This window comes from Enterococcus sp. AZ141, assembly GCF_051714385.1.
In the GTDB taxonomy this organism is placed as follows: Bacteria; Bacillota; Bacilli; order Lactobacillales; family Enterococcaceae; genus Enterococcus_D; species Enterococcus_D entomosocium.
This window is the reverse complement of the sequence record NZ_JBIORT010000001.1, coordinates 108,761-133,257: the sequence shown is the minus strand read 5'-3', so window position 1 is coordinate 133,257 and position 24,497 is coordinate 108,761. Positions and strand designations below refer to the sequence as shown.

30 protein-coding genes are annotated in these 24,497 nt (G+C 41.2%); 23 read left to right on the top strand and 7 right to left on the bottom strand.

The genetic code is table 11. The annotated features are described in order from the left end of the window. Nucleotides 1-15: 15 nt before the first annotated feature. Complete coding sequence (gene pnpS, locus IGI89_RS00720) at nt 16-1,746, bottom strand: two-component system histidine kinase PnpS (protein WP_016613838.1); 1,731 nt, start codon at nt 1,744-1,746, stop codon at nt 16-18. After that, nucleotides 1,746-2,450, bottom strand: coding sequence for a response regulator transcription factor (locus tag IGI89_RS00715; protein ID WP_005237242.1), 705 nt, complete (start codon nt 2,448-2,450; stop codon nt 1,746-1,748). Before IGI89_RS00715 ends, pnpS begins: the two co-directional genes overlap by 1 nt. 150 nt (nt 2,451-2,600) lie before the next feature. On the opposite strand from IGI89_RS00715, the gene IGI89_RS00710 reads away from it, so the two are divergent. From IGI89_RS00710 to IGI89_RS00695, 4 genes are all read left to right on the top strand, one after another. Next, nucleotides 2,601-3,074 carry a DUF523 domain-containing protein gene (locus tag IGI89_RS00710; RefSeq protein ID WP_016613840.1) on the top strand — a complete coding sequence of 158 codons (474 nt, stop codon included), beginning with the start codon at nt 2,601-2,603 and terminating at the stop codon, nt 3,072-3,074. Further along, nucleotides 3,064-3,402: a putative DNA-binding protein gene (locus tag IGI89_RS00705; RefSeq protein ID WP_005228897.1), complete on the top strand. Its 339-nt coding sequence runs from the start codon at nt 3,064-3,066 to the stop codon at nt 3,400-3,402. Before IGI89_RS00710 ends, IGI89_RS00705 begins: the two co-directional genes overlap by 11 nt. Nucleotides 3,403-3,416: 14 nt before the next feature. After that, complete coding sequence (gene ffh, locus IGI89_RS00700) at nt 3,417-4,835, top strand: signal recognition particle protein (protein ID WP_438735119.1); 1,419 nt, start codon at nt 3,417-3,419, stop codon at nt 4,833-4,835. Between the two features lie 398 nt (nt 4,836-5,233). Then, the gene (locus IGI89_RS00695) at nt 5,234-5,434 is read left to right on the top strand and encodes a CsbD family protein (RefSeq protein ID WP_008377398.1); all 201 of its coding nucleotides are present in this window, start codon (nt 5,234-5,236) and stop codon (nt 5,432-5,434) included. 46 nt (nt 5,435-5,480) lie between these two features. Here the strand turns inward: IGI89_RS00695 and IGI89_RS00690 are convergent, their stop codons facing one another. Genes IGI89_RS00690 through IGI89_RS00680 form a run of 3 tightly spaced genes read right to left on the bottom strand, consistent with a single transcriptional unit; the run spans nt 5,481 to nt 7,918 of the window. Then, nucleotides 5,481-6,641 carry an ABC transporter permease gene (locus tag IGI89_RS00690; protein WP_438735117.1) on the bottom strand — a complete coding sequence of 387 codons (1,161 nt, stop codon included), beginning with the start codon at nt 6,639-6,641 and terminating at the stop codon, nt 5,481-5,483. Between the two features lie 12 nt (nt 6,642-6,653). Further along, entirely contained in the window at nt 6,654-7,535 is an 882-nt protein-coding gene (locus tag IGI89_RS00685) for an ATP-binding cassette domain-containing protein (protein WP_005237238.1), read from the bottom strand. Continuing rightward, complete coding sequence (locus IGI89_RS00680; RefSeq protein ID WP_008377404.1) at nt 7,532-7,918, bottom strand: GntR family transcriptional regulator; 387 nt, start codon at nt 7,916-7,918, stop codon at nt 7,532-7,534. Before IGI89_RS00680 ends, IGI89_RS00685 begins: the two co-directional genes overlap by 4 nt. A gap of 100 nt (nt 7,919-8,018) precedes the next feature. Here IGI89_RS00680 and IGI89_RS00675 point away from each other — a divergent pair, with 100 nt between their 5' ends. Together IGI89_RS00675 and IGI89_RS00670 are read left to right on the top strand one after the other, a co-directional pair. After that, entirely contained in the window at nt 8,019-8,597 is a 579-nt protein-coding gene (locus IGI89_RS00675; RefSeq protein WP_016619836.1) for a DNA-3-methyladenine glycosylase I, read from the top strand. Between the two features lie 6 nt (nt 8,598-8,603). Then, nucleotides 8,604-9,137: a dihydrofolate reductase family protein gene (locus IGI89_RS00670; RefSeq protein WP_005237235.1), complete on the top strand. Its 534-nt coding sequence runs from the start codon at nt 8,604-8,606 to the stop codon at nt 9,135-9,137. Between the two features lie 83 nt (nt 9,138-9,220). Here IGI89_RS00670 and IGI89_RS00665 read toward each other — a convergent pair whose 3' ends face one another. Further along, nucleotides 9,221-9,772 carry an NADPH-dependent FMN reductase gene (locus tag IGI89_RS00665; RefSeq protein WP_016613846.1) on the bottom strand — a complete coding sequence of 184 codons (552 nt, stop codon included), beginning with the start codon at nt 9,770-9,772 and terminating at the stop codon, nt 9,221-9,223. A gap of 254 nt (nt 9,773-10,026) precedes the next feature. On the opposite strand from IGI89_RS00665, the gene rpsP reads away from it, so the two are divergent. The 15 genes from rpsP to IGI89_RS00590 all read left to right on the top strand — a co-directional run bounded on the left by rpsP (nt 10,027) and on the right by IGI89_RS00590 (nt 20,434). After that, nucleotides 10,027-10,302, top strand: coding sequence for a 30S ribosomal protein S16 (gene rpsP, locus IGI89_RS00660; protein WP_005228917.1), 276 nt, complete (start codon nt 10,027-10,029; stop codon nt 10,300-10,302). Nucleotides 10,303-10,313: 11 nt separating this feature from the next. Continuing rightward, entirely contained in the window at nt 10,314-10,559 is a 246-nt protein-coding gene (locus IGI89_RS00655; RefSeq protein ID WP_005228918.1) for a KH domain-containing protein, read from the top strand. A 112-nt stretch (nt 10,560-10,671) separates the two neighbouring features. Further along, nucleotides 10,672-10,929 carry a hypothetical protein gene (locus IGI89_RS00650; protein WP_005228919.1) on the top strand — a complete coding sequence of 86 codons (258 nt, stop codon included), beginning with the start codon at nt 10,672-10,674 and terminating at the stop codon, nt 10,927-10,929. Between the two features lie 86 nt (nt 10,930-11,015). Further along, nucleotides 11,016-11,840, top strand: a complete 825-nt coding sequence (locus tag IGI89_RS00645) for a hypothetical protein (RefSeq protein ID WP_438735114.1) — start codon at nt 11,016-11,018, stop codon at nt 11,838-11,840. Between the two features lie 155 nt (nt 11,841-11,995). Continuing rightward, nucleotides 11,996-12,520 carry a ribosome maturation factor RimM gene (gene rimM / locus IGI89_RS00640; protein ID WP_087664384.1) on the top strand — a complete coding sequence of 175 codons (525 nt, stop codon included), beginning with the start codon at nt 11,996-11,998 and terminating at the stop codon, nt 12,518-12,520. Continuing rightward, nucleotides 12,510-13,256, top strand: a complete 747-nt coding sequence (gene trmD, locus IGI89_RS00635) for a tRNA (guanosine(37)-N1)-methyltransferase TrmD (RefSeq protein WP_005237230.1) — start codon at nt 12,510-12,512, stop codon at nt 13,254-13,256. The genes rimM and trmD overlap by 11 nt, the downstream gene beginning before the upstream one ends. 166 nt (nt 13,257-13,422) lie before the next feature. Further along, complete coding sequence (rplS, locus tag IGI89_RS00630) at nt 13,423-13,770, top strand: 50S ribosomal protein L19 (RefSeq protein ID WP_002357176.1); 348 nt, start codon at nt 13,423-13,425, stop codon at nt 13,768-13,770. 775 nt (nt 13,771-14,545) lie between these two features. After that, nucleotides 14,546-15,559 (top strand): alcohol dehydrogenase AdhP, encoded by a 1,014-nt coding sequence (gene adhP, locus IGI89_RS00625; RefSeq protein ID WP_008377614.1) that lies wholly within the window; start codon nt 14,546-14,548, stop codon nt 15,557-15,559. Nucleotides 15,560-15,660: 101 nt separating this feature from the next. Beyond that, nucleotides 15,661-16,380, top strand: coding sequence for an AraC family transcriptional regulator (locus IGI89_RS00620; RefSeq protein ID WP_176285408.1), 720 nt, complete (start codon nt 15,661-15,663; stop codon nt 16,378-16,380). A gap of 267 nt (nt 16,381-16,647) precedes the next feature. Further along, nucleotides 16,648-17,052 carry a VOC family protein gene (locus tag IGI89_RS00615; protein WP_438735111.1) on the top strand — a complete coding sequence of 135 codons (405 nt, stop codon included), beginning with the start codon at nt 16,648-16,650 and terminating at the stop codon, nt 17,050-17,052. A gap of 191 nt (nt 17,053-17,243) precedes the next feature. After that, a complete protein-coding gene (locus IGI89_RS00610; protein WP_034878711.1) occupies nt 17,244-17,669 on the top strand; it encodes an Rrf2 family transcriptional regulator in 426 nt (141 codons plus the stop codon). A gap of 135 nt (nt 17,670-17,804) precedes the next feature. Then, complete coding sequence (locus IGI89_RS00605) at nt 17,805-18,455, top strand: NAD(P)H-binding protein (protein ID WP_082741566.1); 651 nt, start codon at nt 17,805-17,807, stop codon at nt 18,453-18,455. Between the two features lie 166 nt (nt 18,456-18,621). After that, nucleotides 18,622-19,083 carry a GAF domain-containing protein gene (locus IGI89_RS00600; protein ID WP_008377623.1) on the top strand — a complete coding sequence of 154 codons (462 nt, stop codon included), beginning with the start codon at nt 18,622-18,624 and terminating at the stop codon, nt 19,081-19,083. Between the two features lie 181 nt (nt 19,084-19,264). Beyond that, nucleotides 19,265-19,492 (top strand): hypothetical protein, encoded by a 228-nt coding sequence (locus IGI89_RS00595; RefSeq protein WP_005237217.1) that lies wholly within the window; start codon nt 19,265-19,267, stop codon nt 19,490-19,492. A gap of 168 nt (nt 19,493-19,660) precedes the next feature. Then, on the top strand, nt 19,661-20,434 hold the full coding sequence (locus IGI89_RS00590; protein ID WP_218193508.1) for a hypothetical protein: 774 nt from the start codon (nt 19,661-19,663) through the stop codon (nt 20,432-20,434). 74 nt (nt 20,435-20,508) lie between these two features. Here the strand turns inward: IGI89_RS00590 and IGI89_RS00585 are convergent, their stop codons facing one another. Then, a complete protein-coding gene (locus IGI89_RS00585) occupies nt 20,509-20,844 on the bottom strand; it encodes an antibiotic biosynthesis monooxygenase family protein (RefSeq protein WP_438735109.1) in 336 nt (111 codons plus the stop codon). A gap of 721 nt (nt 20,845-21,565) precedes the next feature. Between IGI89_RS00585 and IGI89_RS00580 the strand changes: the two genes are divergently transcribed. Together IGI89_RS00580 and IGI89_RS00575 are read left to right on the top strand one after the other, a co-directional pair. After that, on the top strand, nt 21,566-23,227 hold the full coding sequence (locus tag IGI89_RS00580; RefSeq protein ID WP_438735108.1) for a peptide ABC transporter substrate-binding protein: 1,662 nt from the start codon (nt 21,566-21,568) through the stop codon (nt 23,225-23,227). 183 nt (nt 23,228-23,410) lie between these two features. After that, the gene (locus IGI89_RS00575) at nt 23,411-24,484 is read left to right on the top strand and encodes a dipeptide epimerase (RefSeq protein WP_086338006.1); all 1,074 of its coding nucleotides are present in this window, start codon (nt 23,411-23,413) and stop codon (nt 24,482-24,484) included. Nucleotides 24,485-24,497: the final 13 nt, after the last annotated feature.

The following is a 24,497-nucleotide window of genomic DNA, read 5'->3' as shown; positions in this document are numbered from 1 at the left end:
GTTTTTTATCAATAATCATCTTTTTTCATGAAGCGGCAAAGTCACCGTAAATGTAGAACCAATTTTAGGGAAACTGTCAACCTTGATGCTGCCGCCTAATAATTTGGTATAGTCTTTGACGATAGCCAGCCCAAGTCCAGTGCCACCAGAATTGCGAGCGCGGGCTTTGTCCACCCGATAAAACCGCTCAAAAATCCGTTCTTGATCTTCTTCATCGATGCCGATGCCTTGATCCTGCACTTGAAAAAGCAGCTGGTCATCTTGCTCGGAATAGGATAATGTGATGACACCACCAGGTTTTGAATAGGTGACCGCATTTTCAACTAGATTTTTTACGATGGGCTGCAGCAGCTCTTTTTTGGTAGATAAAATGAATTGTTCGGGTCCTTCAAATTGAAAGGTCAATTGCTTCTTAACAGCTGCGGGACCATAGGTTTGAACGACTTGTTGCAGCAGCTCAGAAAAGTTGATCGGTTGGTCGACATACTGGAAAGAATCACTGTCTTGAGACAATTGGATGATATCTTGTATTAGATTTTTCAAGCGATAAGCATCTTTTTGAATGATCTCTAAGAAGGTCTGCAACGTTTCAGGGTCTTCTTTGGCGCCATCCAGCAGTGTTTCAGTAAACCCAATCAAGGAAGTTACCGGCGTTTTTAATTCATGGGAAACATTGCCGACAAAATCTTTTTGCATCTTTTCTAATTGTCGGATGCGTGTCAAGTCATAAGAAATACCAATCAACTGGTTTTCTTGGAAGCTTCGCAAGGTAACATCTAAGACTTTTGAACGTTCCCCGCTAAGGGTGGTTTCCGCATGGAAAATAGGGGTCTCGTCATTAAATTGATAGATCAACTGGATCAATTGTGTGTCATGGATCACTTCAGTAAAAGGTTGCGGTAAGATCGGTGCGGTTTCCATCCCTAGCTGTTCTTGCATCGTCGGATTCAACAGCAGCAGTTGATTTTCTTCATTGATGATAAAGACACCGATCATCAGTTCACTGAGCAAGCCGTACAGTTGCTGTTCAGAAGCCGCATAGGCACGATAGGTCTGGCTCATTTGCTCGCTCAGCTGATTGATCAGTTGATACAACTCATCATGTTCAGGGGTTTCTTGCATAATGATTGCTTGTTGATCGGGCGAGGTGATCATTTTTTTTACGACGGGCAGAATCGTTTGGATCGGCCGATTTCGCTGGCGCAAGGTATGGAAAATCAATAGGCTGATCAAAAAGCAAAAAACAAGATAGACAATCAAGATCGACTGCTTGATTCCTTCATTTTTTGCAAAAAAAGCCGCGGTCGGTTCGGCGATTCGCAAGATTTGAGTCAAGTTTCCATCCTCTTTGACAGGAATCGCCACGTAAAGCAATTCTTCATGCAAGGTGTCGCTTTCCCGCAGCGATTGACCGACGGAGCTTCCGCGCAAAACGGCTTGGACTTCTGGACGATTGGAGCGGTTTTCATGCAGTGTATGATCATAGGTATCGAAAATGATCTGACCTTGGTCATCTAACAAAGTGATGCGACTATTGCTATCTTCAACATAGGTATCCGCAAACTGTTCTAAGGCCGCGGTTTGATTATCTGATAGATTCAAAAATACGGTGGCTTTCTCTTGGAGAAAAGCCACTTGCTGGGCAATGACTTGCTGACGGTAAAAACTGCTTAGAACTTGCCAGCACAGGAAAAAAATCAGCAATAGACCGATCGACCATAAACCATAGCCATAGCGTTTTTTCATTAGACTGGCTCCTGAAATTTATACCCGAATCCCCGAACCGTTACTAAGTATTCCGGCCGTTTTGGATCAGCTTCCAATTTTTCTCTTAAATGACTGATGTGAACATCCACGATTCGACTTTGTCCATCAAAGTCGAAGTTCCAAATGCGATTGAGCAAGGTATCGCGATCGATTACGCGACCTTTTCGTTTCATAAAGTAAACTAGCAGCTCGAATTCTTTTGGCGTTAGGAAGATTTTCTCACCATCCACACTGACTTGGAAATTCGTCAGGTCTGCTTGGATCCCACCGACTTGCAGAATCTCTGCAGGTTGATCTTCTTCTCGTGTTTGTTGACGGGGTTCTAAACGACGGAAGATGGCTTTCATTCTAGCTAATACCTCTCTAGGACTGAAAGGCTTCGTCAAATAGTCATCGGCGCCGATCTCTAAGCCTAAGATCCGATCGATTGGATCATCTTTTGCGGTCAAGACGAGGATCGGGGTCTCGATTTTTTCTTGACGCAATTTCTTCGTGATCTCGATGCCGTCCATATTCGGCAGCATGACATCTAAGATGATAAAGTCAAAAGGCTTAGACAAGGCTAATTCGTAGGCTTTTTGACCATCTGAGGCGGAAACGACTTGATAGCCCTCTTTTTCTAGATTAAAGGTTAAAAGTGTGACGATGGAAGGTTCATCATCGACAACGAGTATTTTTTTCATGGCAAACTCCTTTAGCTTCTTTTTTTCAAGAAACGATTAAATTTCAACGAACAAGTCCTATTTTAGCATGAATAGACAATTGGTACTATTGCAACCACTAAATAAATGCTATAATAAAGGACGATTTCATAGGAAAGCTGAGGGTGCTATATGATCGGAATCAGTGCGTGTCTAGGCGGTGTACTTTGCCGTTATGATGGAAAACACCAAGCAGTGCCACCATTGATCGAACTGGTAAGAGCAGGTCAAGCAATGATGGTTTGTCCAGAAGTTCTTGGCGGCTTGCCGATCCCACGGGAACCGGCCGAAATCGTTGGTGGCGATGGGGTGGACGTTTGGGCGCAACGAGCGAAGGTCGTCACCATCTCAGGGGAAGACGTGACCGAACAGTTTACTACCGGCGCGAAAATTGCTTATCAAAAATTACAAGAGCAAGGCATCACTCAACTGATCCTAAAAGAGAAAAGTCCCTCTTGTGGCAGTCAGATGATTTATGATGGCAATTTTACTGGAATCAAAAGAACAGGGATCGGTGTCGCTTGTGCGTATTTTCGGCAACAAGGCATGACTGTTTTGTCCGATGTCGAATGGCTTGCAAAACAGGAGGAAGCAAATGGAAATTGAAAAGACCAATCGCATGAATGCGTTGTTTGAGTTTTATTCCACGTTATTGACAGAAAAACAGATGAATTACATGGAATTGTATTACGCAGATGATTTTTCTCTAGGAGAAATCGCTGAAGAGTATCAAGTAAGCCGTCAAGCAGTCTATGACAACATCAAACGCACCGAACGTATTTTAGAAGACTATGAAAAAAAACTACATATGTTTTCGGACTATATCATGCGGGAAGACTTGCTGGATCAGCTAAGCGAGTATACGAAAACTCACTATCCAAAAGACGAAACCTTACAGGGGTTTATTCAACAGCTCCAAGAAATTGAAGAATAAAGGAATGAAAAAAAATGGCATTTGAAAGTTTAACTGAACGCCTCCAGCAGGCAATGAGCAAACTGCGCAGAAAAGGAAAAGTATCTGAAGCAGATGTAAAAGAAATGATGCGTGAGATTCGTCTAGCTTTATTAGAAGCCGACGTCAATCTGCAAGTTGTGAAAGAGTTTACCAAAAATGTCCGTGAACGGGCAGTTGGGGTAGAAGTATTAGAAAGCTTATCTCCAGCGCAACAGATCGTTAAAATCGTTGACGAAGAATTAACCAAAACGTTAGGATCAGAAACAGTTGGGATTGAAAAATCACCAAAGATCCCAACGATTATCATGATGGCTGGTCTGCAAGGGGCAGGGAAAACCACCTTTGCTGGGAAATTAGCCAATCACTTGATCAAAACCGAAAACGCACGTCCATTAATGATTGCCGGTGACGTGTACCGTCCAGCCGCGATCGACCAATTGAAAGTATTAGGTCAGCAATTGGATGTACCTGTTTTCGATATGGGAACTGATGTCAGTCCAGTTGAAATCGTACGCCAAGGATTGGCTTTGGCTTGGGAAAAGAAAAATGACTATGTCTTGATCGATACAGCAGGTCGTTTGCATATCGATGAAAACTTGATGGAAGAGCTAAAACAAATCAAGGACTTGGCACAGCCAAATGAAATTTTACTGGTAGTGGATGCGATGACAGGACAAGATGCTGTCAACGTGGCGGAAAGCTTCAATCAACAACTGGGGATCACAGGGGTAGTCATCACCAAACTAGATGGCGATACTCGTGGCGGTGCGGCATTGTCAATTCGTCAAGTTACTGGCGCTCCAATCAAGTTCACTGGTACCGGTGAAAAATTGACCGACCTTGAAGTATTCCATCCAGATCGGATGTCTAGTCGGATTCTCGGTATGGGTGATATGCTGACTTTGATCGAAAAAGCACAGCAAGATTACGACGAGAAAAAAGCAGAAGAACTTGCTCAAAAAATGAAGGAAAACTCCTTCGACTTCAATGACTTTGTTGAACAGATCGATCAAGTCATGGGCATGGGCCCAATTGAAGATCTTTTGAAAATGATTCCGGGAATGAGCCAAATGCCTGGCATCGAGAACGTCAAAGTTGATCCAAAACAAATTGCCCGTCAAAAAGCCATGGTTTATTCCATGACACCAGCAGAACGTGAAAATCCTGATTTGTTAAATCCAAGCCGTCGTCGCCGGATTGCCGCCGGTTCTGGCAACAGTGTCGTCGAAGTCAACCGCATGATCAAACAATTTAAAGAATCCCGCAAAATGATGCAGCAAATGAGCAAAGGGAATATGAACATTCCTGGCATGGATCAAATGTTTGGCGGCGGTGTCAAAGGGAAACTTGGAAAAATGGCCATGAATCGTATGGTCAAAAAACAAAAGAAGAAAAAGAAAAAACGCAAATAATCGTTTAACACTGATAGGAACTAAGAACCGAACCTTCTCTTAGGGTACAATTAAAAAAAACATGACCTGAAAAGACACCAAATCGAGAATCTGTACCTCCTGATTCTAGCAGCTGCAGCTCCTCAGATTGCCTTCTTTCAGGTCATGGTTTTTTTATGTTCACAGTGTCCTCTTTAAATGAACTCCTTCAAAGAACATCAAATAGAACATCTAAAGAACATCCCTTTTTATAGAGAAAGCCAGCTTTCTACTGAATATCCTAAATCGTCCAAGAGTCAAAAATAGCGAAGAACTATCGTTGCGGACAACTCAAAGGATAAGATAGAAGCAGAACATTCGTGCTTTCTGGCAAATGATGCTACTATTAATTTATAGCAAGTATGAAAGGAGTTTTTACGATGACAAACAAAGATCGCATTGAAGGAAAAGTAACCGAAACAAAAGGGAAACTTACAGGAGATGACTCCGAGGAGTTAAAAGGGAAAACCCAAAATAAATATGGGAAAGCCAAAGATAAGGTTGAAGATTTTGCGGATGATGTTTCTCGCAAAGTAAATGACTTCTTTGACAAAAAAGACGACGACAAACCTAAACATTAAACATAAAAGCGTCCCGGCAACAATTTCTTGTTGTAGGGACGCTTTTTTAAATATTGCTGACCTGTTTGTTTTTTCGTTTGTACCACCAATTCATCAGTGCTTTAGGATAGACAAGCAATAAACTGATGAATAAGCAAGCAACCAGCAACAAGCCAAGCCGAAGGGCGATGTTCCAAAGACTGACATCATACCCCTCATAGAGATCACGGTAAAAAATTTCTAGCGGGTAATAAGAAATCATGGAAAGATAGAACCAGGTTCCCAAAGAAAGCAGCCAATAAACCGGGGCGCGCAATTTAGGGATCGTTAAATAATCACCGTCATTTTCTAAAGAAATTTTCGAGAACACTTTTTCGGCAGCAAGAATCAGCAAGCCGCTCAAACCGAGGTAAAGGAGCAGTAGCCACCAAGGATAGACATATCCTTTCGGCCAATCGATCCACGTTTGAAAAGGAAGCAGAAAATCCCCATGACCAAGAAACACAAAACTAAAAAACTCGCGGGTACATTGGAAAAAGCTATACCCCATTGTTCCTAGAGAAAGAGTGAAGAACACCGACAGCACGCCAGTAAACAGATTCCCCAGTAAAACGCCCAACAAGATGCCGACAGCAAATACTAGTAGATTCGTTGCCAAAGTACTAAGGGCGGAAAGCAGCACGTCTTGAAGCGGCACAGCGAGATAGCGAGCCGGGATCATTGTGTATTCGATCAGGATATGACCTAACAGGCCCAACACTAAACAAGCGGTCAAGGGTAAGCCGATAAAAAGCAGTTTCTTGCGAAAGACGTGCTTTCTGCTAAAGGGTAAAGCAAATAAAAAGCGATTGAAATTGGTGCGGCCATCGACAAAAAAGGACAAAAAGCCCCAAATAAACAGGAAGACAATCACAAATTGATTCATGGTGGTCATATACGGGCGATTGTAATAAAAATCATCTGAGTACTCTTTGTTGATTGTCAATACCGCATCGCGGTACTCTGCTGCCGAATCAAAGTAAACCGGGGTTTCACCGTTGTAGCTTTTGACATAGTATTCTCGATTTTCGTTAAAATCTTTGATAAATTCCTCAGATGCCAAATAACGTTCTTGCTGGTGCCAAGAATTTTGTGATTGCCAGCCAGCACTAAGATACATGAAGAGCACGACAAAACAAAAACCGATCAACAGCTTACCGTAGCGTTCTTTAAATATATTGCTTAACATCGTTTTCCACCTCTATCCTTCCACCAATGCTTCTTGTCGTAAATTTGCTTCAAACAGATCTTCCAAAGTCAAAGGTAATTCTTCGAAAACCAAAGGATCAAGTTGCTGGATCTCAGCCGCCAGCTCCTCTGTGTAATTGTCAAACAAAGCAGTCAAGACTCGACCTTGTTTTTGAATCAGCTTGGAGTGCTGCTTGATAAGGGGAGGAATCTGTTTGCTGCGAAAGACGAGTTGGAGTTTGCGAGATTGTTCGCGAATCGTTTCCAAACGGTAGTCTCCTTCAATCGTTTTCCCTTTGATCAACAAGGCACGATCAATAATATGTTCTAATTCATTTAGATTATGAGAAGCGATTAAGGCGGTACGATTCGACTCGCTGAGGCTTTCCAGCAATAATCCAATCACTTTTTTACGGACGATCACATCAAGCCCATCAAAAGGTTCGTCTAACAGTAAGAACGTCGCATTTGAGGCAATCGCAAGAATCATTTTATAAAGACCTTGCATACCTTTTGACATCCGTCGGTAGGAAAGCGTCAGAGGAAGACCGTGACTTTGCATCAATTCTAAGTAAAGATTTTGATCGAAATTTGGATAAGCAAGCCGATAAAATTGATTGAGCTTTTTCAAAGAGTAGGCCGAAAGAAAGTTTTCTTTTTCATCAATATAAAAAAGTTGTTCTTTTAATTGCGGGTGCTGATCCAGGCGTTGGTTATCGATGGAAATCTCCCCATCATCTAGTAAATAATGCCCAGCAATCGTCCGAAACAACGTGGTTTTCCCAGAACCATTGCGGCCGATTAATCCTACGAGTTCTCCTTTTTCCAAAGAGAAGTTCACGTTTTCTAAGACAATTGTTTGTTCCATTTTCTTGGTCACATGCTCGATCTTCACTGTGGATCGCCTCCTAACTCTTGTTCAAAGCCATTCATCCAATCGCTCAGCTCACGCATGCTGATCTGTAAATGGCGTGCTTCGATCACCAATTCTTTCAAACGTTCTTTCACTTGTAAGATCCGAATCTCATCGCGTGGCAGATCCTCAGTAACTTTCACAAAGGTGCCTTTTCCTTTGATGGTGACAAGTACTTGCTCATTTTCCAATACTTTGTAGGCTTTGCTGACGGTATTTGGATTCATCAACAGGCGCTTGGCCATTTCACGAACCGAAGGTACTTGGTCTCCGGCGGTTAGAACACCGTTCAGAATATCTTCTTTGATACTTAAAACCAATTGCTCATAGTAAGGTTTGCTGCTGGCTTTGTTAATGCGAACCACAAAATCAGCTCCTTTCATTTATGTGTACTAGTATACGTAGTACACTGGTGGAAGTAAAGTCATTTATGATAAAATAAACAAAAAGGAGCTGATGAGGACAATGGAGCGATGTGAATGGGCCAACAGTACACCAGCAATGCAGGAGTATCATGATACGGTATGGGGAAAACCTGAGTATGAGGATCAGCAGTTGTTTCGAAAACTGGTGTTAGATATGAATCAAGCAGGATTGAGCTGGCAAACGATTTTAAACAAGATGGCGAATTTCGATGCAGCATACGATCAGTTTAATATCATAAAAGTAGCGAACTATACGGAAGAAAAAGTGGAAGAACTGATGATGAATCCAGGAATCATTCGCAATCGACGAAAGATTGAAGCAGCGATCATCAATGCCCAAGAAGTTTTAAAAATCCAGCAAGAATACGGCAGTTTCTCCGCATTCTTGTGGCGATATGTCAATCATGAGCCAGTCATCAATGAATTTCAGCAGCAATCCGATGTACCGACCCATTCGGAAATCTCCGATCAGCTAGCAAAAGACTTGAAAAAGCGAGGCTTTAAATTTGTCGGAACGACAACTATTTACGCGTTTATGGAAGCGGTCGGCATGGTTAATGATCACTTAGTCACTTGTGTTTGTCGAAGGTCAGAAGCAATCGTAAAAATAAAGGAGTGAGCCTAATTGGGAAAAGTGGTATTTTATGGTGCAATCAGCCTCGATGGCTATTTAGCAGGTATGGAGGATCAACTGGACTGGCTGTTTCAAACTGATACCGGTGTTGCAACGACCTATGAAGCATTTTTTGCAACCATCGACGCGACCGTGATGGGAAGAAAGACCTATCAAGAAGCAAAAAAACTGATGGATGATGGACTGCTATATCCTGAAAAGACCAACTATGTTTTTTCTCGTACCCGAAAAGAGCCGCTGCCGGATGCAACCCTAGTGTCAACGGATCCAGTTGCATTTGTTTCAGCATTAAAACAAGAGGAAAACGTATGGGTAGTAGGTGGGGGTTCCTTATTAAAACCATTGCTGGAAGCTGATTTGATCGATGAATGGTTTATTCAAATCGCGCCGGTGTTTTTAGGAGAGGGCAAGCGACTGTTTGAACCGGGGGATTATGCGAGACGCTTGACGTTTGTTGAAACAAAACAGATGGGGGAACTGACAGAACTTCATTTTGTCCGAAAGTCTGTGTCAGGCAGCGAGTAAAAAGCGCAAACGATTATTCTTCACAGTAAAAAGACCAAGAAACTCAGTGCCGAGTTTCTTGGTCTTTTTGTTTGGATTCTTAATTAGTTGAATCGTTGAAAGAGTTCAATATATTTTGCAATGATCGTTTCAAAGAAGCTTACTGTATCTGGGTTGATTTCGTTGTTTTCATCAATCAAGTTGGTGATTCCACCGATATAGGCTTCTGGTTGTTGTAGAGTAGGCATATCCAAAAAGACTAATGATTGACGTAGGTGATGGTTTGCACCAAACCCAGCGATCGCTCCTGGAGAAACGCTGACAACCAAAGCTGGTTTGCCACCCCAACTGCTAGCACCGTAAGGACGAGAACCAACATCTAATGCATTTTTCAATGCTGCAGGAACAGAACGATTGTATTCTGGTGTAAAGAAGAAGACCCCGTCAACGGCGCTTAATGCTTCCCGAAATGCTGTCCATTCAGCAGGAACTTTTCCTTCAACTTCCAAATCTTCATTGTAAAAAGGCAAGTTGCCGATTTCGATGAAAGATGCTTCAAAACCTTCTGGTAATAATGATGCGAATTTTTTCGCTACGAGTTTATTAAAGGATCCTTCCCGTAAACTGCCGACGATAAAACCAATTTTTTTTGTCATGTAAAATTCCTCCTTGTTGTTTTCTACTCATTAAGCTTACCAAAAGTAAGTGAATGGTGCAAATAAAACGATTTGACTCAAAAAAGTTTCTCTATTACTAATGATACGCGTCCTGATCCATTCTGGCAAAAGATAACCATGCTTAGAAAATAAGAAAGAAGAAACTTTTTTTAGCTGTAAAGAAAAAACTCTTTACACCATCGAAAAAACCTGTTAAACTAGCTCTTGTGATTAAATCAATGGAGGTGTAAATAATGGCAGTAAAAATTCGTTTAAAACGCATGGGTTCTAAAAAGAAACCTTTTTACCGTATCGTCGTAGCAGATTCACGTTCTCCTCGTGACGGACGTTTCATCGAAACAGTTGGTACTTACAATCCTTTACTAGACCCAGCTGAAGTGACAATCAAAGAAGATTTAGTTCTTGATTGGTTATCTAAAGGTGCGCAACCTTCAGATACAGTTCGTAACATCCTTTCTAAAGAAGGCGTTATGAAAAAACACCACGAAGCAAAATTCACTAAGAAATAAGGTGACTTTGGATGAAAGATTTGCAAGAATTAGTCTTAACGATCGTTTCACCACTTGTCACCAAACCTGAGGATATCAAGCTTGAGCTGGTAGAGTCAGATGATTTCTTGGAATATAATCTTACTGTGGCACCAGAGGATATTGGTCGTATCATCGGTAAACAAGGTCGGGTTGCCAAAGCAATTCGAACAATCGTTTACAGTGTACGGACAAATGGACCAAAAAAAGTTCGTTTGAATATCATTGATGGTAAATAAGCAAGAATGAAAAGCATTTCTCTTTGAGGAATGCTTTTTTTGTAAAATTCATGCTTAAGATGGAGGACAAAAAAAGGTGGTTTTGAGATAATCAAAAGGAGGAGGTGCTTGTATGTCTCAACTAATCGCATGGATCGTCGTTCTTTTGATCCTCGTCTTTATTTATAAAATTGGTTCTTTTCTTTGGCGAACGCTAGGGATCTTGTTGTTGCTCTTTTTAATTTGGGTCTATCGTGAGGAGATCATGACGCAATTGAACCAATGGACACAAAACTTTCGTTGGGGCGACCTATCGACGATCGCCAATCAAGTTTGGCAATGGATCAAGGATGGCTTTCAATCACTGCAAAATTGGGTGACAAATCTTTAAAAAATCAACAAAAAAATGACAGACAATCTGACTTGTTTGTCATTTTTTTTATTGAGGGGTATCCTTTGTATAAGGAGGGGAACATCATGAAAAAAGAACTAGGATTATTCGTTACGCTGCTGACGATGGGCGCCTTAGCTGGCTGCAATAATCAACAGGAACCAGAAACAAGTCAAGCCAGTAGTGCCGAAACAACAGCGACGAGTATGGTGGAAAGTACCCAAACGCAAGCAAGTAATCAATCAGAAACAAGTCAATCAAGTACATCTTCTAGTCAGGCGGCTTCTAGGGATTCTTCAAACACGAATAGTACTGCAGATATCTACGCTCAAATACAAGCGGTATTCCCTGATCTTGTCTTACCCAAGGACATTCCACTTGCTTCAGGTAAAGTGTTGAATGCAGCCACAGCCGGCAGTCAAGCCGATGCCTCAATTCTTTATTATGGACTTGATCAGCAGTTGCCTCTCAATGACAAGGCTTTGAACGAGGAAACACCGATTGCTGCTTTTCAATCAAAAGACTATCAATCAGCGGATGAAGCTGCTGCAGCGGTCAATGTAACAGCTGATGATGGCGGACAAGCCGTTGATCTCGGATATGGCATTACTGGGCATATGCAAGGAGCTGCTGGCTCCAGTTATTTGAGCTGGCAAGAAGGAAATTGGTCATTGACTGTTCGAGCAGTCAATCAAGAGGAACAAGATCCAGTTCCGGTTGCCAAAGAAGTGGTAGCGTATCTGGAAGAAGCTATGCTCCCAGCGCCTGAGGTCGGTCAAATCACCATCGATATGGGAAAAAATGACTATACAGCAACTACCGTGGTCTGGCAACAAGAAAAGACCCTTCGAACGGTGCAACATCAAGATGCACGTTCAGCATTGAAAATGGCCGTTTCTATGAATCAATAAGGTTCATATTAGGACAATGCCCCTTTGATCAAGCGTCGAAGGGGCATTTTTCGCGCGATGATTTTGAGGAAAACATGGGGCGCTAGGAAACGGCTAGAATTCGCTACTTTGCTATGCTAAAATAGAACAGAAGTTAGAAGAAATGGGGAACGAACGTGACAGAATATTTAAACGTAGGAAAAATCGTCAATACACATGGAATCCGTGGAGAAGTACGTGTGATATCACAAACGGATTTTCCAGAAGAACGCTACCGTAAAGGGGCCGAATTGACACTTTTTCGTGAAAATAAAGAGCCAATAACATTGATTGTTTCAGGTCATCGCAAACACAAAAACTTTGATTTAGTGACGTTTGAGGGCTATCCCAATATTAACGATGTTGAACCGTTTCGTAACGGCATTTTAAAAGTTACCAAGGATGATTTGGTGAATTTAGCAGAAAATGAGTTTTACTACCATGAAATTATTGGTCTGGAAGTCGTCGAAGAAGATGGCACAATCATTGGTAAAGTCAAAGAGATCCTTTCACCAGGTGCCAATGACGTTTGGGTCGTTCAACGAAAAGGGAAGAAGGATGCCTTGATTCCTTATATCGAGTCGGTTGTCCACACGATCGATCTTGAAAATGGTCAGGTCACTGTGGAAATCCCAGAGGGGTTGTTAGACGATGAGAATTGATGTATTGACACTATTTCCGCGAATGTTCGAAGGTCCTCTAGGAGAATCGATCATTGGCAAAGCACGGGAAAAGGGACTGTTAGAAATCAACGTCTCAAATTTCCGTGACTATTCCGACAACAAACATCAAACAGTGGATGACTATCCTTATGGTGGCGGAGCAGGAATGTTATTAAAAGTCCAACCTGTCTATGACAATATCAAAGCGATCGAAGAAGCAGCACCAGAAACGAAGAAACGCGTGATCCTTTTAGACCCAGCGGGGAAACCTTTTGATCAAAAGATGGCAGAAGAATTTTCTACCGAAGAGCACCTCGTCTTCATTTGTGGTCATTATGAAGGATACGATGAACGAATCCGTTCATTGGTCACTGATGAAGTGTCACTGGGAGATTACGTCTTGACTGGCGGCGAATTGGGTGCAATGGTCATGATCGATGCGACGGTCAGACTATTACCAGAAGTTTTAGGCAATCAAACCTCCGCACAAACCGATTCTCATTCCACTGGTTTATTAGAACATCCGCAATATACACGCCCAGCAGAGTTTAAAGGCATGAAAGTACCAGAAGTTTTGATGAATGGCAATCATAAATTGATCGAGCAGTGGCAATTAAAAGAATCATTGCGCCGCACCTTTCAGCGCCGACCTGATATGCTAGAAAATTATCCGTTGACGGAAGAAATGCAGAAGCTTTTAAAAGAAATTGAAGAAGAAGCGAAAGCTGGCAACTAAAATAGTGCCAGTTTTTTTGATATTCTGCGCGATGACAAGAAAATTCTCTTTACAGCCTGTGGTCGACTGTGGTAAGATGTTTCAGTGAGTGTAAACTCAACTATTACGATGTTCCGCTGGAGCTTTCATGCTTTAAGAATGTTTGGGAATAAGGAGAATGATAAACATGAATCCATTGATTCAAGAACTAACTCAAGAACAATTACGTACGGACATCCCAGCTTTCCGTCCTGGGGACACTGTTCGCGTTCACGCGAAAGTTGTCGAAGGAACTCGCGAACGTATCCAGTTATTTGAAGGTGTTGTCATCAAACGCCGCGGTGCTGGTATCAGCGAAACTTATACAGTTCGTAAAGTATCAAACGGTGTAGGTGTTGAACGTACCTTCCCATTGCACACACCACGTGTTGCACAAATCGAAGTTGTTCGTTACGGTAAAGTACGTCGTGCAAAATTGTACTACTTACGTGCATTACACGGAAAAGCAGCTCGTATCAAAGAAATTCGTCGTTAATCATTTATTATCAGATGAAGCAAAAGCCCTTGATTTCAAGGGCTTTTTTCTTTTGTCTGAGGTGACAAAAACTTTCTATTCGTTGTGATAAAATCATGAAACGACTATAAGAATAGGAGGGGATCATTGCTGCATACCACTGGGTAAACTTGTATTTTGATGGGAACAGTCGTCTGAGTGAAACACAATGCCATCGACTGAAACTTTTTGTGGTCATTTATCGGCTATCCGATAGTGACAGATTGCAGGTTGAAGATTGTTTGATCGATCACCTTTCAGCATTATTTGCTTTTATGTGCAGAGAAGGAGAAAAAGGGAGTGAAAATTGTTAGGAAAACACTGATGAGGGACATCACGTTAAATACCAATATGAAACTCAGTGCCTGAAAGAAAATAAATCGTAAATCACCGAATTGATAAAAAAAGGATTAGAGAATAATGGGGAAGACCAAGATTACATGTTTATGTAATTTCCTCTTGATAGGTTTTATTAAAACTTTTGTTATTTATATGATGATTTTTTTTCGTTTTTTTAGTCCTTGTAGTTTATGGAATTTGAAATCTAAGAAAAAAACTTGAATTATTTCATTATTTTTTTCTCATAAATGATTACAGAAAAAAAGCAATATATTCCCCTTTTTTTGATGGTTTCTATGGTAACCTTCTCGATAGGGAACTTTCTTTTATCTAGCTATTGCTGACCTCTTCGTGTTAGTTAATTACTTCACAAATAAAAGAAAGTTCTTTATTTAAATGAATTGAAAGAGGTGTCTTCATGAAAGCAGCTGTAGTATCAAACGATAAGGTTGTAAAAATTGAGGAAAAAGAATTGAGAGCGCTTCGTCCGAATGAAGCATTATTGAAAATGGAGTGTTGTGGTGTCTGCCATACGGACTTGCATGTAAAAGATGGTGACTTCGGAGATGCATCTGGAATCGTACTTGGACACGAGGGAATCGGTAGAGTGGTCGCGATCGGTGATGATGTTACTTCTCTAGCAATCGGTGACCGTGCAAGTGTCGCTTGGTTATATGAAAGCTGTGGATCATGCGAATACTGTGTGAACGGGAATGAATCATTATGCCGTTCCGTTAGAAACGCCGGATATTCTGTAGATGGCGGTATGGCTGAAGAGTGTATCGTTGTAGCTGACTATGCAGTGAAGGTACCAGAGGGCTTAGGTTCTGCTGAAGCCAGCAGCATTACTTGTGCAGGTGTAACCACATATAAAGCGGTAAAAGTTTCTGACATTAAACCAGGTCAATGGATCGCGATTTATGGTTTAGGAGGATTAGGAAACCTAGCCTTGCAATATGCAAAAAATGTCTTTAATGCAAAAGTGATTGGGATTGATATCAACGAGAAACAATTGGACTTTGCAAGAGATCATGGCGCTGACCTTGTGATCAATCCTGCGAAAGAAGATGCGGCAAAAATTATTCAAGAAGCAACCGGCGGCGCACATGCAGCTGTAGTAACAGCTGTTTCAAAAGCAGCCTTCAATTCTGCTGTCGATGCCGTTCGTGCGGGTGGTACGATTGTAGCGGTTGGTCTTCCACCAGAAAGCATGGACTTGAACATTCCTCGACTTGTATTGGACGGTATTAAAATCGTCGGTTCCCTTGTTGGAACACGGACTGATTTAGCAGAAGCTTTCCAATTCGCAGCCGAAGGAAAAGTCGTTCCAAAAGTTGTCATGCGTCAGTTAGAAGAGATCAATGATATTTTTGATGAAATGCTTTCAGGAAAAATCAAAGGGCGAATGGTCATTGATTTTCAAGAGAAATAAATAGAAATAGAAAAACCAACGGGTGAATATTAAACGAAGGAGAAGATTTCGTGTGTAACTTATTGATCATTGATAGCAAAGAGCATGGAGCAGTTAACGATATGATTCGTTTGATCGATCGTCATTTTCCAAATGTCATCTTGCTTCCGACTGTTTGTTCAAAAAAAGCGCTTCAGCGTACCTGTCTTGAGCAGCCGGTTGAAATTGCAGTGATTAATGCGGATGGCGAAGAGGACTCTTTTGAATTATATAAAGTATTGCTTTCATTTTGCCCTAATGCAAAAGCAATTTTGTATTCTGCTGTAGAAAGTTTTGCTACCGCTCAAAAAGCGTTGCGTTACGGCTTGATTGATTACTTGGTCGAACCGATCACAAATGATTTTGTTTATGCATTGGATCGGGGAATTCAATCCATCAATCAGATTTCCTTGCTACACATCGAGAAAAATAATGAGGCTTCTCCTTCGCTTTCTTTAAGACATAAGATATTGCGCTATATTCATGAAAATTATAGAGAACATATTACGTTAGATACTTTAGCAGATCACCTGCATTTAAGCCGGTATCACACCAGTCGTTTGATCAAGAATACATTAGGAATGACCTTTTCATTGTACTTGATGATTTATCGTATTGAAGTTGCCAAAAAAGAACTATCAACAAGTGATCGATCAATCAGTGAAATCTCTGTCAGAGCAGGATTCAATGATCCAAATTATTTTAGTAAGAAATTTAAAAAAGCAACTACTTATACGCCAAAAGAGTATCGAAAAATTTATCGTGGGAAAGCTACCGTGATCGATTCAAGACTTGAGCTTTAAGTATTGAAAAAAACAGATCAGCTTGCAGTTGAATTGATTAGCGAAAAAATGGCTTCTATGCGATGCGTATCTGGTTACTTTTCCATAGGTGATAAAAGCAAAAGGCCTTTCATGCAAAGGTTTTTTTGCTTGGAAAAACGAGTTTTGAATGAGCTGATAGAAACCAACGGCGTAGGATAAGGTCTGATGTTTTTGTGAATCCAACGATAGATGCTATAATGAGAGCGGATTCATCAATACAACTTATCAAAGAAAAGAGGCAAGAAAATGGCGAATAAAATGGTGTTTATAAATTTGCCTGTCACTGATATCAAACGTGCAACCTCCTTTTATGAAGCGTTGGGATTTGTCAAAAATGAAGAGTTCTCAAACGAGACTAGCAGCGGAATGGTTTGGAGTGAATCGATTTGGATAATGTTGTTAGAACATGAGTTTTATCAACAGTTTCTGAATGGCAGACGTATTGCGGATACGAAGAACACAAGTGGTGCATTGATTGCGTTTAGCTTCGATACACCAGAAGAAGCGAAGAATTTTGCGAAGATTGCAGAAGAAAATGGCGGCCAATCGTTCCAAGTTGACATGGGGATTCCAGAGGATATGATGGTCGGCTATGAAATCGTTGATCCCGACGGCAATCAGCTTGAATCAGCATGGATGAATGGCTATTAGCAAAGTGATCGTTTAAATAAAAAGTAAAAAAGTGGTTCAGTATGCAGTTCCTTCAAGAAGTTAGGCTTTTGTGCTAACTTTTTGAGGGCTGTTTTTTTTGACGGGATTCTTGAGTTTTGTAAGATTGATCAGTCCCCTTTGTCTAAATGCTAAAAAAGAGGTATGATACAAGAAAAAGGAGTGGAGACGAAGTGAAATATTCAACCAAATACAGCGACGCCATTCACATCCTCGCTTACATCCACCTCTTTAAAGGAACTGATTTATCAAGTGATCGGATCGCCCAGAGCGTTGAAACGAATCCTGCTTATGTTCGCCGGATTATGAGTGATTTACGGGTTGCTGGATTGATCGAAAGCCAAAGAGGAAAACCAAACCCTAAACTAACAAAGGAACCAAATGAGATTTCTTTGTTAGACATTTATGCGAGTGTTGAAAAAGATCACCATCTTTTACATGCAGACAAAAAAACCAACCCCAACTGCTTAATTGGGGGGAATATTCAAGGGGTATTAGAAGAAACCTATGATGTGCTGCAAAAGAAAATCGAGCAGGAGATGAGTGCCATCTCGTTGCAATCAATCATTGAAGGCATTCGAGGAGAAGCCAAACAGTAGATTGAACGGACACAACACAGTAAAAAGAACTTTCACCTGCTAAGCAATTTCTTGACAGGAAAGAAAGTTTCTTTTATACTCTAGTTGTAACTTGATTAGTAACAACTGTTTTAGTCAAACAAAAGATGAGGAAGGATGATTATCATGAAAATCGGTGTTATTGGCGCAACAGGAAATGCAGGTTCAGCTATTTATCAAGAAGCAGTACAGCGAGGACATGAGGTGACTGCTATCGTTAGAAATGAAGCTAAAGCCAAAGAACAATTTGGTGATACAGTCAAAACACTTACAAAAGATGCTTTTTCGTTAACAGAAGGAGACCTCGACGGGTTTGACGTATTGGTCGATGCGTTTGCGACAAGTCCTGACCAAGCGTACTTGCATGTGGATCTGGCAGCAAAATTAGTGCACCTGTTTCGAGAAAAGAACACACGTTTGTTCTTCATTTTAGGAGCTGGCAGCCTGTTCAACGAAGCGGGTGAACGCAATCTTACCGAATTGAAAAAAGCCCCAGGAAGTGAAAGCTGGATCGCGATCCCAGAAAATCAGTTAGATGAATATCTCTTTTTAGAAACCGTCAAAAATGTTCATTGGGTCGGGATTTCTCCAGGGAATCTATTTCAAGAGGGACCAGCTAAACCAGCGATTTTAGGCAAAGATCACTTGCTTTTCAACGACCAAAAGAAATCAGTAACTTCCAGCGGTACGTTAGCCAAAGCAATTCTTGATGAAATTGAAACAGTGCAACATGAAAATACTCGTTTTACTGTGATTGATGCAGAGTAGGTTCAACAAATGATTGACCCAATCGATCAGAATCGATAGCTGCATAGGTTGGCAAGTAGACTGTTTCAGGCAACTTCTTTTTTCACAATTTTTGTTTCCAATACCCAATAATTTAGACAAGACAAATCCTCTGTCTTTGCTTATAATCAAGGACAGAGGTGATAAAATGAATAAAAAAATCGAAGCGTATGAATTGATGCTTCTGCAATTAAAAGGGTTGCTAGAAGCGGAGAGTAATTGGATCGCCAACCTAGCCAACTCTTCTGCTTTACTGAATGAAACATTGGAAGATACAGTGTTTGCCGGCTATTATTTGTTTGAAGAAGGCGAACTGATTTTAGGTCCATTCCAAGGAAGAGTCTCTTGCACCAGAATCACATTAGGCAAAGGGGTTTGTGGGGAATCAGCAGAGAAAAAAACCACATTGATCGTACCCAATGTCAAAGAACATGAAAATTATATTTCTTGTGACTCAGCAGCGATGTCTGAAATCGTAGTTCCCATGGTGGTTGATGATCAGTTGCTTGGAGTGCTGGATATCGATAGTGGAAAAACGAACAGCTATGATGCGATCGATCAGAAATATCTGGAAGAATTTGCTGCTTTATTGGTAGCAAGCCGTCAATAAAGTACTTGTTTTTTAATTTTAACTATAAAACAACATAATGTTTTTAAGTGGGGCGTTCATTGAATAATGAACGCTTTTTTTAGTTATTATTTAAAAATGTCGGGCATATTACTTTATTTAATTAAAATTAGATGATAAAATGATAATACAATTAGAAAAATGAGTTTTTAAGGAGAGAATTATGGAAGCAGAAACTATTGTATTAGGTAAAGCATATGAATGTAAACCAGTCGGCTTACAAAGCCGCGTGATCGGTGAAGTGGTCAGAAAAATGGAACGGTGTGTCGTATTAAATGTGATCCGCTACGATGGGATCGATCATGAAGATATCGAAGAACGTTGCGGACGAGTAGTTGCAAAATACAATGAGATCTATCAACCAGCGCTAGTTGAATGCTTTTTTAGCTGATCCATTGGTAATCACCCAATCAAAATAAAATGAAACCATGCATGTAAACCAATTCCCTTAAAAAAAGACTGTTTCTCAGAAGCAGTCTCTTTTTTGATTCTTAGACTCAGGTACCTAGCAAAAGAAGTGCTATAATAGGCGAGAAAACAACAGAAAGCAGGGAATAGGATGGAACTAAAAAAGACGATGGTTGAGGAACAGCAGTTGCTTTTTGAATGGCCGAATGAAGCAGGCCAACTGCAAATTGTTAAGGGAAGTTTAGCGCAAGTCAAAGAAAATACTGTGCTATTTTTTATCAAAGACGGCCAAATTTTCTCAGTAGCAGACGATAAAACCTTTGACGACCAGTTAGAATACGACCGCTTGATGATCCTCACACCACCTTGGGAGATCATGGCTCCTTACTTAGTAGCCTATTATCAAGAACAATATCAGTTAACCAATGGGTCCAAAGCATCCATCGGCATCCCACAAGAGTTGCAGCAAACCATTGCTGCTAGCGCAAAACCATTTGATCGATTTATCGATTTTCTTGGCTATGGATCTACGAGCAAAAAGACGACAAAAGAGGCAAAAAAAGGGGGCAAACCAAGACACAAATGGTCAAAAGAATTACAAGATGAACCCTTCATGGTTGACTATCAAGGAAGTAAAGCAAGGGTCTATTGGCAAAAACGCAACGAGGTTCGAATTGAAAAAGGCGCAATTTTGAGTCAAGAGATTCCCTTGAATAAAGACGGATCGGTTGGTTTTTCTGCTCGTTTAGCGGAAAAAATTCGGCAAGAAAACCAAGCAGCGATCAAAGAGGGACACACGATTGAAGACGTTGTATTAAAAAGTGTCAACGAGGTAGGCATGTTTCTTTACTATGGGGGCACCAATGGTTGGCTGCAATTAAAAGATCAGCAAGGAAGAACCTTGAACGAGCGAACGGTGGAGTAGAAAAGAGAGGCACTGAACAAGAAAGCGATCCACCATAGCTAAATCAATCTGCTTTGGTGGATCGCTCTTATAGTTTAACTAGGAGTAGCCTCTTCATCGATCAAGACAAATTCTTGACCGGTCTTGGACAAAACAAGGTTCGGTTTTGCAGTTCCTTCTTTTTCTGCTCGATACGCCTCTCTGTGCTTTTGCAAATGTTCGGGACGTTTTAACCAAGCTTGAAAGGCTTTTTTCTCAGTCCATTTTGACACCAACTGGAAAACGAGGCTGTCTTTTGATTCTGAAAACCAAGCTTCAGCAGAGTGACAGCCAGCAAATGTTTTCATTGAGGCGGAATCTTTTTTCATTTTAGCAAGAAAGATGTCTTTGCCTTCTGGAATGACTTCAAACGCAACGGTACGGATATACATGAAATTCCTCCTTTAACTGTGAGTGATTTCATTTAGTATAGCGCTAATTGAGAATGATTGTCAATTAGCTATGGAATCTTTTAAGCTTTTTATCGATAGTCATTTTTTGATTAAATCCCTCAAAAGCCTTGAACAAATGAAAAAAGTACGTATAATTAATATACGTACTGAAGAGTCCGAAGAGTATTGGAGAAAATGGATACTTGGGGAAGTCTTTCTTTTCTCACGTGCAGTACTCTTCGTTTGTTTAGTGTACCACTCCCATTTTAAAATAGATACGTTTTTTTTGCTTTCTGAGGAGATTTCTTTTGTTCCTTGAGTTGAAAGGCAAAAAAGTGGGAAGGTTCTGAGAAAGCGCTATGAAGACGAAATTTGCGTCTTTTTTTTGAAATGTTAGGAAAGAAATGTTAGGAAAATAGTGGAAGTTTTTTTATCCGTTTTTATGCTTCATTCTGTATAAGATTGCATTCGAAGTTCTGATCAGTAGGAGATCAGAACTTTTTTGTATGCTTTCTTAGAGCGGCAGATTTTTCAAAGATAGTTGCTAGACAATAGGCTTTGTTTCATTAAGGAATAAAGAATAAGGAAAACTGACATCTCGGTGTAACCTCTTACATTTTTTCGTCGCGTTAAATTGACAGGCTGTATAAACTTGCGGTAAACTCGGTACAACAAACAGAATTTTTTGAATTATCTGAATGTTAGAAGGGGATGAGTGAGAATGGGGAAACGTACCAACTATGCATTAATGCTTGTAGTACTTAGCAGCTTCTTTTTGGCAGCTTGTCAAAATGGCACGCAAGAAAATGAGACGGATTCAACGGGAGCTTCTTCTGTAGAGCAAGTGATCAATGTGCAATTTTCGGCGGAGATGGGCAGTGCCGATATTTCTTTAGCAACCGACTCTTATAGCTTTATTACTCTGAACAATGCTTATGAAGGCCTTTATCGCTTGAATGAGAACAATGTTCCAGTGATTGCCGGGGCAAGTGAAGAAGCTGAAGTCAGTGAAGATGGGCTGACCTACACCATTTCACTGCGGGAAGAGGCAAAATGGTCCAATGGCGATTCAGTTACTGCGGCTGATTATGTTTTTAGTTGGCAGCGAACAGTTGATCCAGCCACTGCTTCCAATTATGCCTATATGCTGGCACCCGTTAAAAACGCTGCCGCTATTTCAGATGGGACGCTAGATAAAAGCGAGTTAGGGATCGAAGCAGTCAATGATCATGAGTTGAAAATCACGTTAGAAAAACCAACACCTTACTTTTTATCTTTACTGGCTTTTCCAACCTTCTTCCCACAAAACGAACGTGTCGTGGAGGAATTTGGTGATCAATACGCCTTAACAAGTGAAAACGCGGCGTACAATGGACCATTCCTATTGACCAATTATGCTGGCCCAGGCACCGATATCCAGTGGTCATTGGAAAAAAATCCGGATTATTGGGATGCCGATTCAGTCAAACTTGAAACAGTTAATTTCGATGTCGTGAAAGACTCATCGACTGCTTATAACTTGTACGAAAGCGGACAAGCCGATGACATTATTTTAAGCGGTGAATTGGCGATGCAGAATGTGAATCATCCTGATTACATTGTTCAGCCTAGTGCAACCACTCAGTATTTAGAAATGAATCAAGCACCAGAAGATTCGCCTTTTCGAAATGCAAATTTGCGGCAAGCCATTTCTTATAGCATGAATCGGCAACAAATCGTTGAGAATATTTTAGGCAACGGCTCATTACCGGCTGTCGGTTTTGTTCCTTCTGACCTAGCTTTCAATCCAGAGACAAAAGCTGACTTTGTTGAGGATGCGGCAACGACGTTAGACTATGACGAAGAAAAAGCCCAAGAGTATTGGGAAAAGGCCAAAGCTGAGCTGGGGATCGATACGTTGTCTTTCGAGCTGCTGACCTCAGATACCGACCAATCGAAAAAAATGGCGGAATACATTCAAGGAACCTTGCAGCAAACACTGGATGGATTGACTGTCGAAGTCACAAACGTTCCTTTTTCTGTTCGTTTGGATCGTTCCAATAGCGGCGATTTTGAGATGGTCATGAACAATTGGATCGGGGACTATGCAGATCCAATCAACTTTTTGGAATTGTTCAAAAAAGACAGTTCCTACAATCGTGGGAAATGGCTAAATGATGACTACGACCAATTGATCGAACAAGCCTCCAATGAAAATGCCAACGACCCAGAAGCCCGTTGGGAAAATATGGTGGAAGCAGAAAAAATCTTAAATGAAGATTTGGGCGTTATACCGCTTTTCCAAAGTGCAGAAGCACATCTGCGGTCGCCTAAGATCAAAGGCCTCATCGTTCATAGTGTCGGTGCTGCCTATGATTATAAAAATGTGTTTGTCGAAGAATAAGTAAAAAAAAACAATTCTTTCATACATCTACCGACTGACGTAGTCAAACAGTACTGCAGAAAAGAGGAACGCCAAGCGTTCAGCAACTAGAGCAAGGAATAAAGCCGTTCTTTATCTAGCAGTGAAGAGGAATCATTCATTCCAGCTAGATAAGAACGGCTTTTCCTTTTGGGAGGAACACGAATGAAAATCACAGCAGTTGAAACGAAGCTAATTCCGATCCAGCTGAATGCACCGTTTAAAACGGCGCTCAGAGAAGTGCACGCCGTCGAAGTGATTCGAGTGCTGCTTTCTTTTGACAATGGGATCGTTGGCATCGGAGAAGCAGCACCTACCGAAGTGATCACCGGTGATACAAAAGAAAGTATTTTAACAGATATCGAAACTGTCTTTACCCCGTTCCTGTTAGGAAGAAAGGTAGATGCCCAATTGCTGGTAATGGATGAGCTTCATGCGTTGATCCAGCATCATACGAGCCCTAAAGCGGCGATTGATATCGCGTTGCATGATGCACTGGCAAAAGCGGCAAACTTGCCTCTTTACCGCTATTTAGGTGGTTCTGCCAATACACTGACAACCGACTATACGATCAGTGTTGGTTCACAGGAGCAGATGCTGCATGATGCCCAAGCGAAAATCCAGGCGGGATTTCGCTCCTTGAAAATCAAACTGGGAGTAGACGCGATCGAAGAGGAGGTTGCGAAAATTCGCCGCATCAATGAACGTTTGGCAGGAAAGATCCCCTTTCGAATTGATGCCAATCAAGGCTGGACCAAAGAAGAAGCGGTGCAGATTTTAGACCAATGGCAAGACATTCCGATCGAGTTTGTTGAGCAACCCGTCAAAGCCAATGATTTTGCTGGACTTAGCTATGTGACTGCTCGGACGACGATTCCGATCATGGCAGACGAAAGTCTTTTTTCCTATGAGGATGCCAAACGTTTGATTGCTGAAAACTGCTGCGATTATATGAACATTAAATTGATGAAAAGCGGCGGGATCAAAGAGGGACAAAAAATTTATCAATTGGCAAAAGAGCATCAAATGCCGGTGATGGTCGGTTCGATGATTGAAGGGTATGGGGGAATGGCTGCAGCCGCCCATTTTGCCTTGGGGATGGCGGATGTCCAATTTTATGATCTGGATGTTCCTTTTATGTGGGAGACCCAAACGACTTCCCCTGAAATGCAAGGGATTCTTCAGCGTCCAGGAAGCTTGAGCGTCACCGAACGCATCGGACTAGGAATCAACGAATAAACAGTTATGAGAG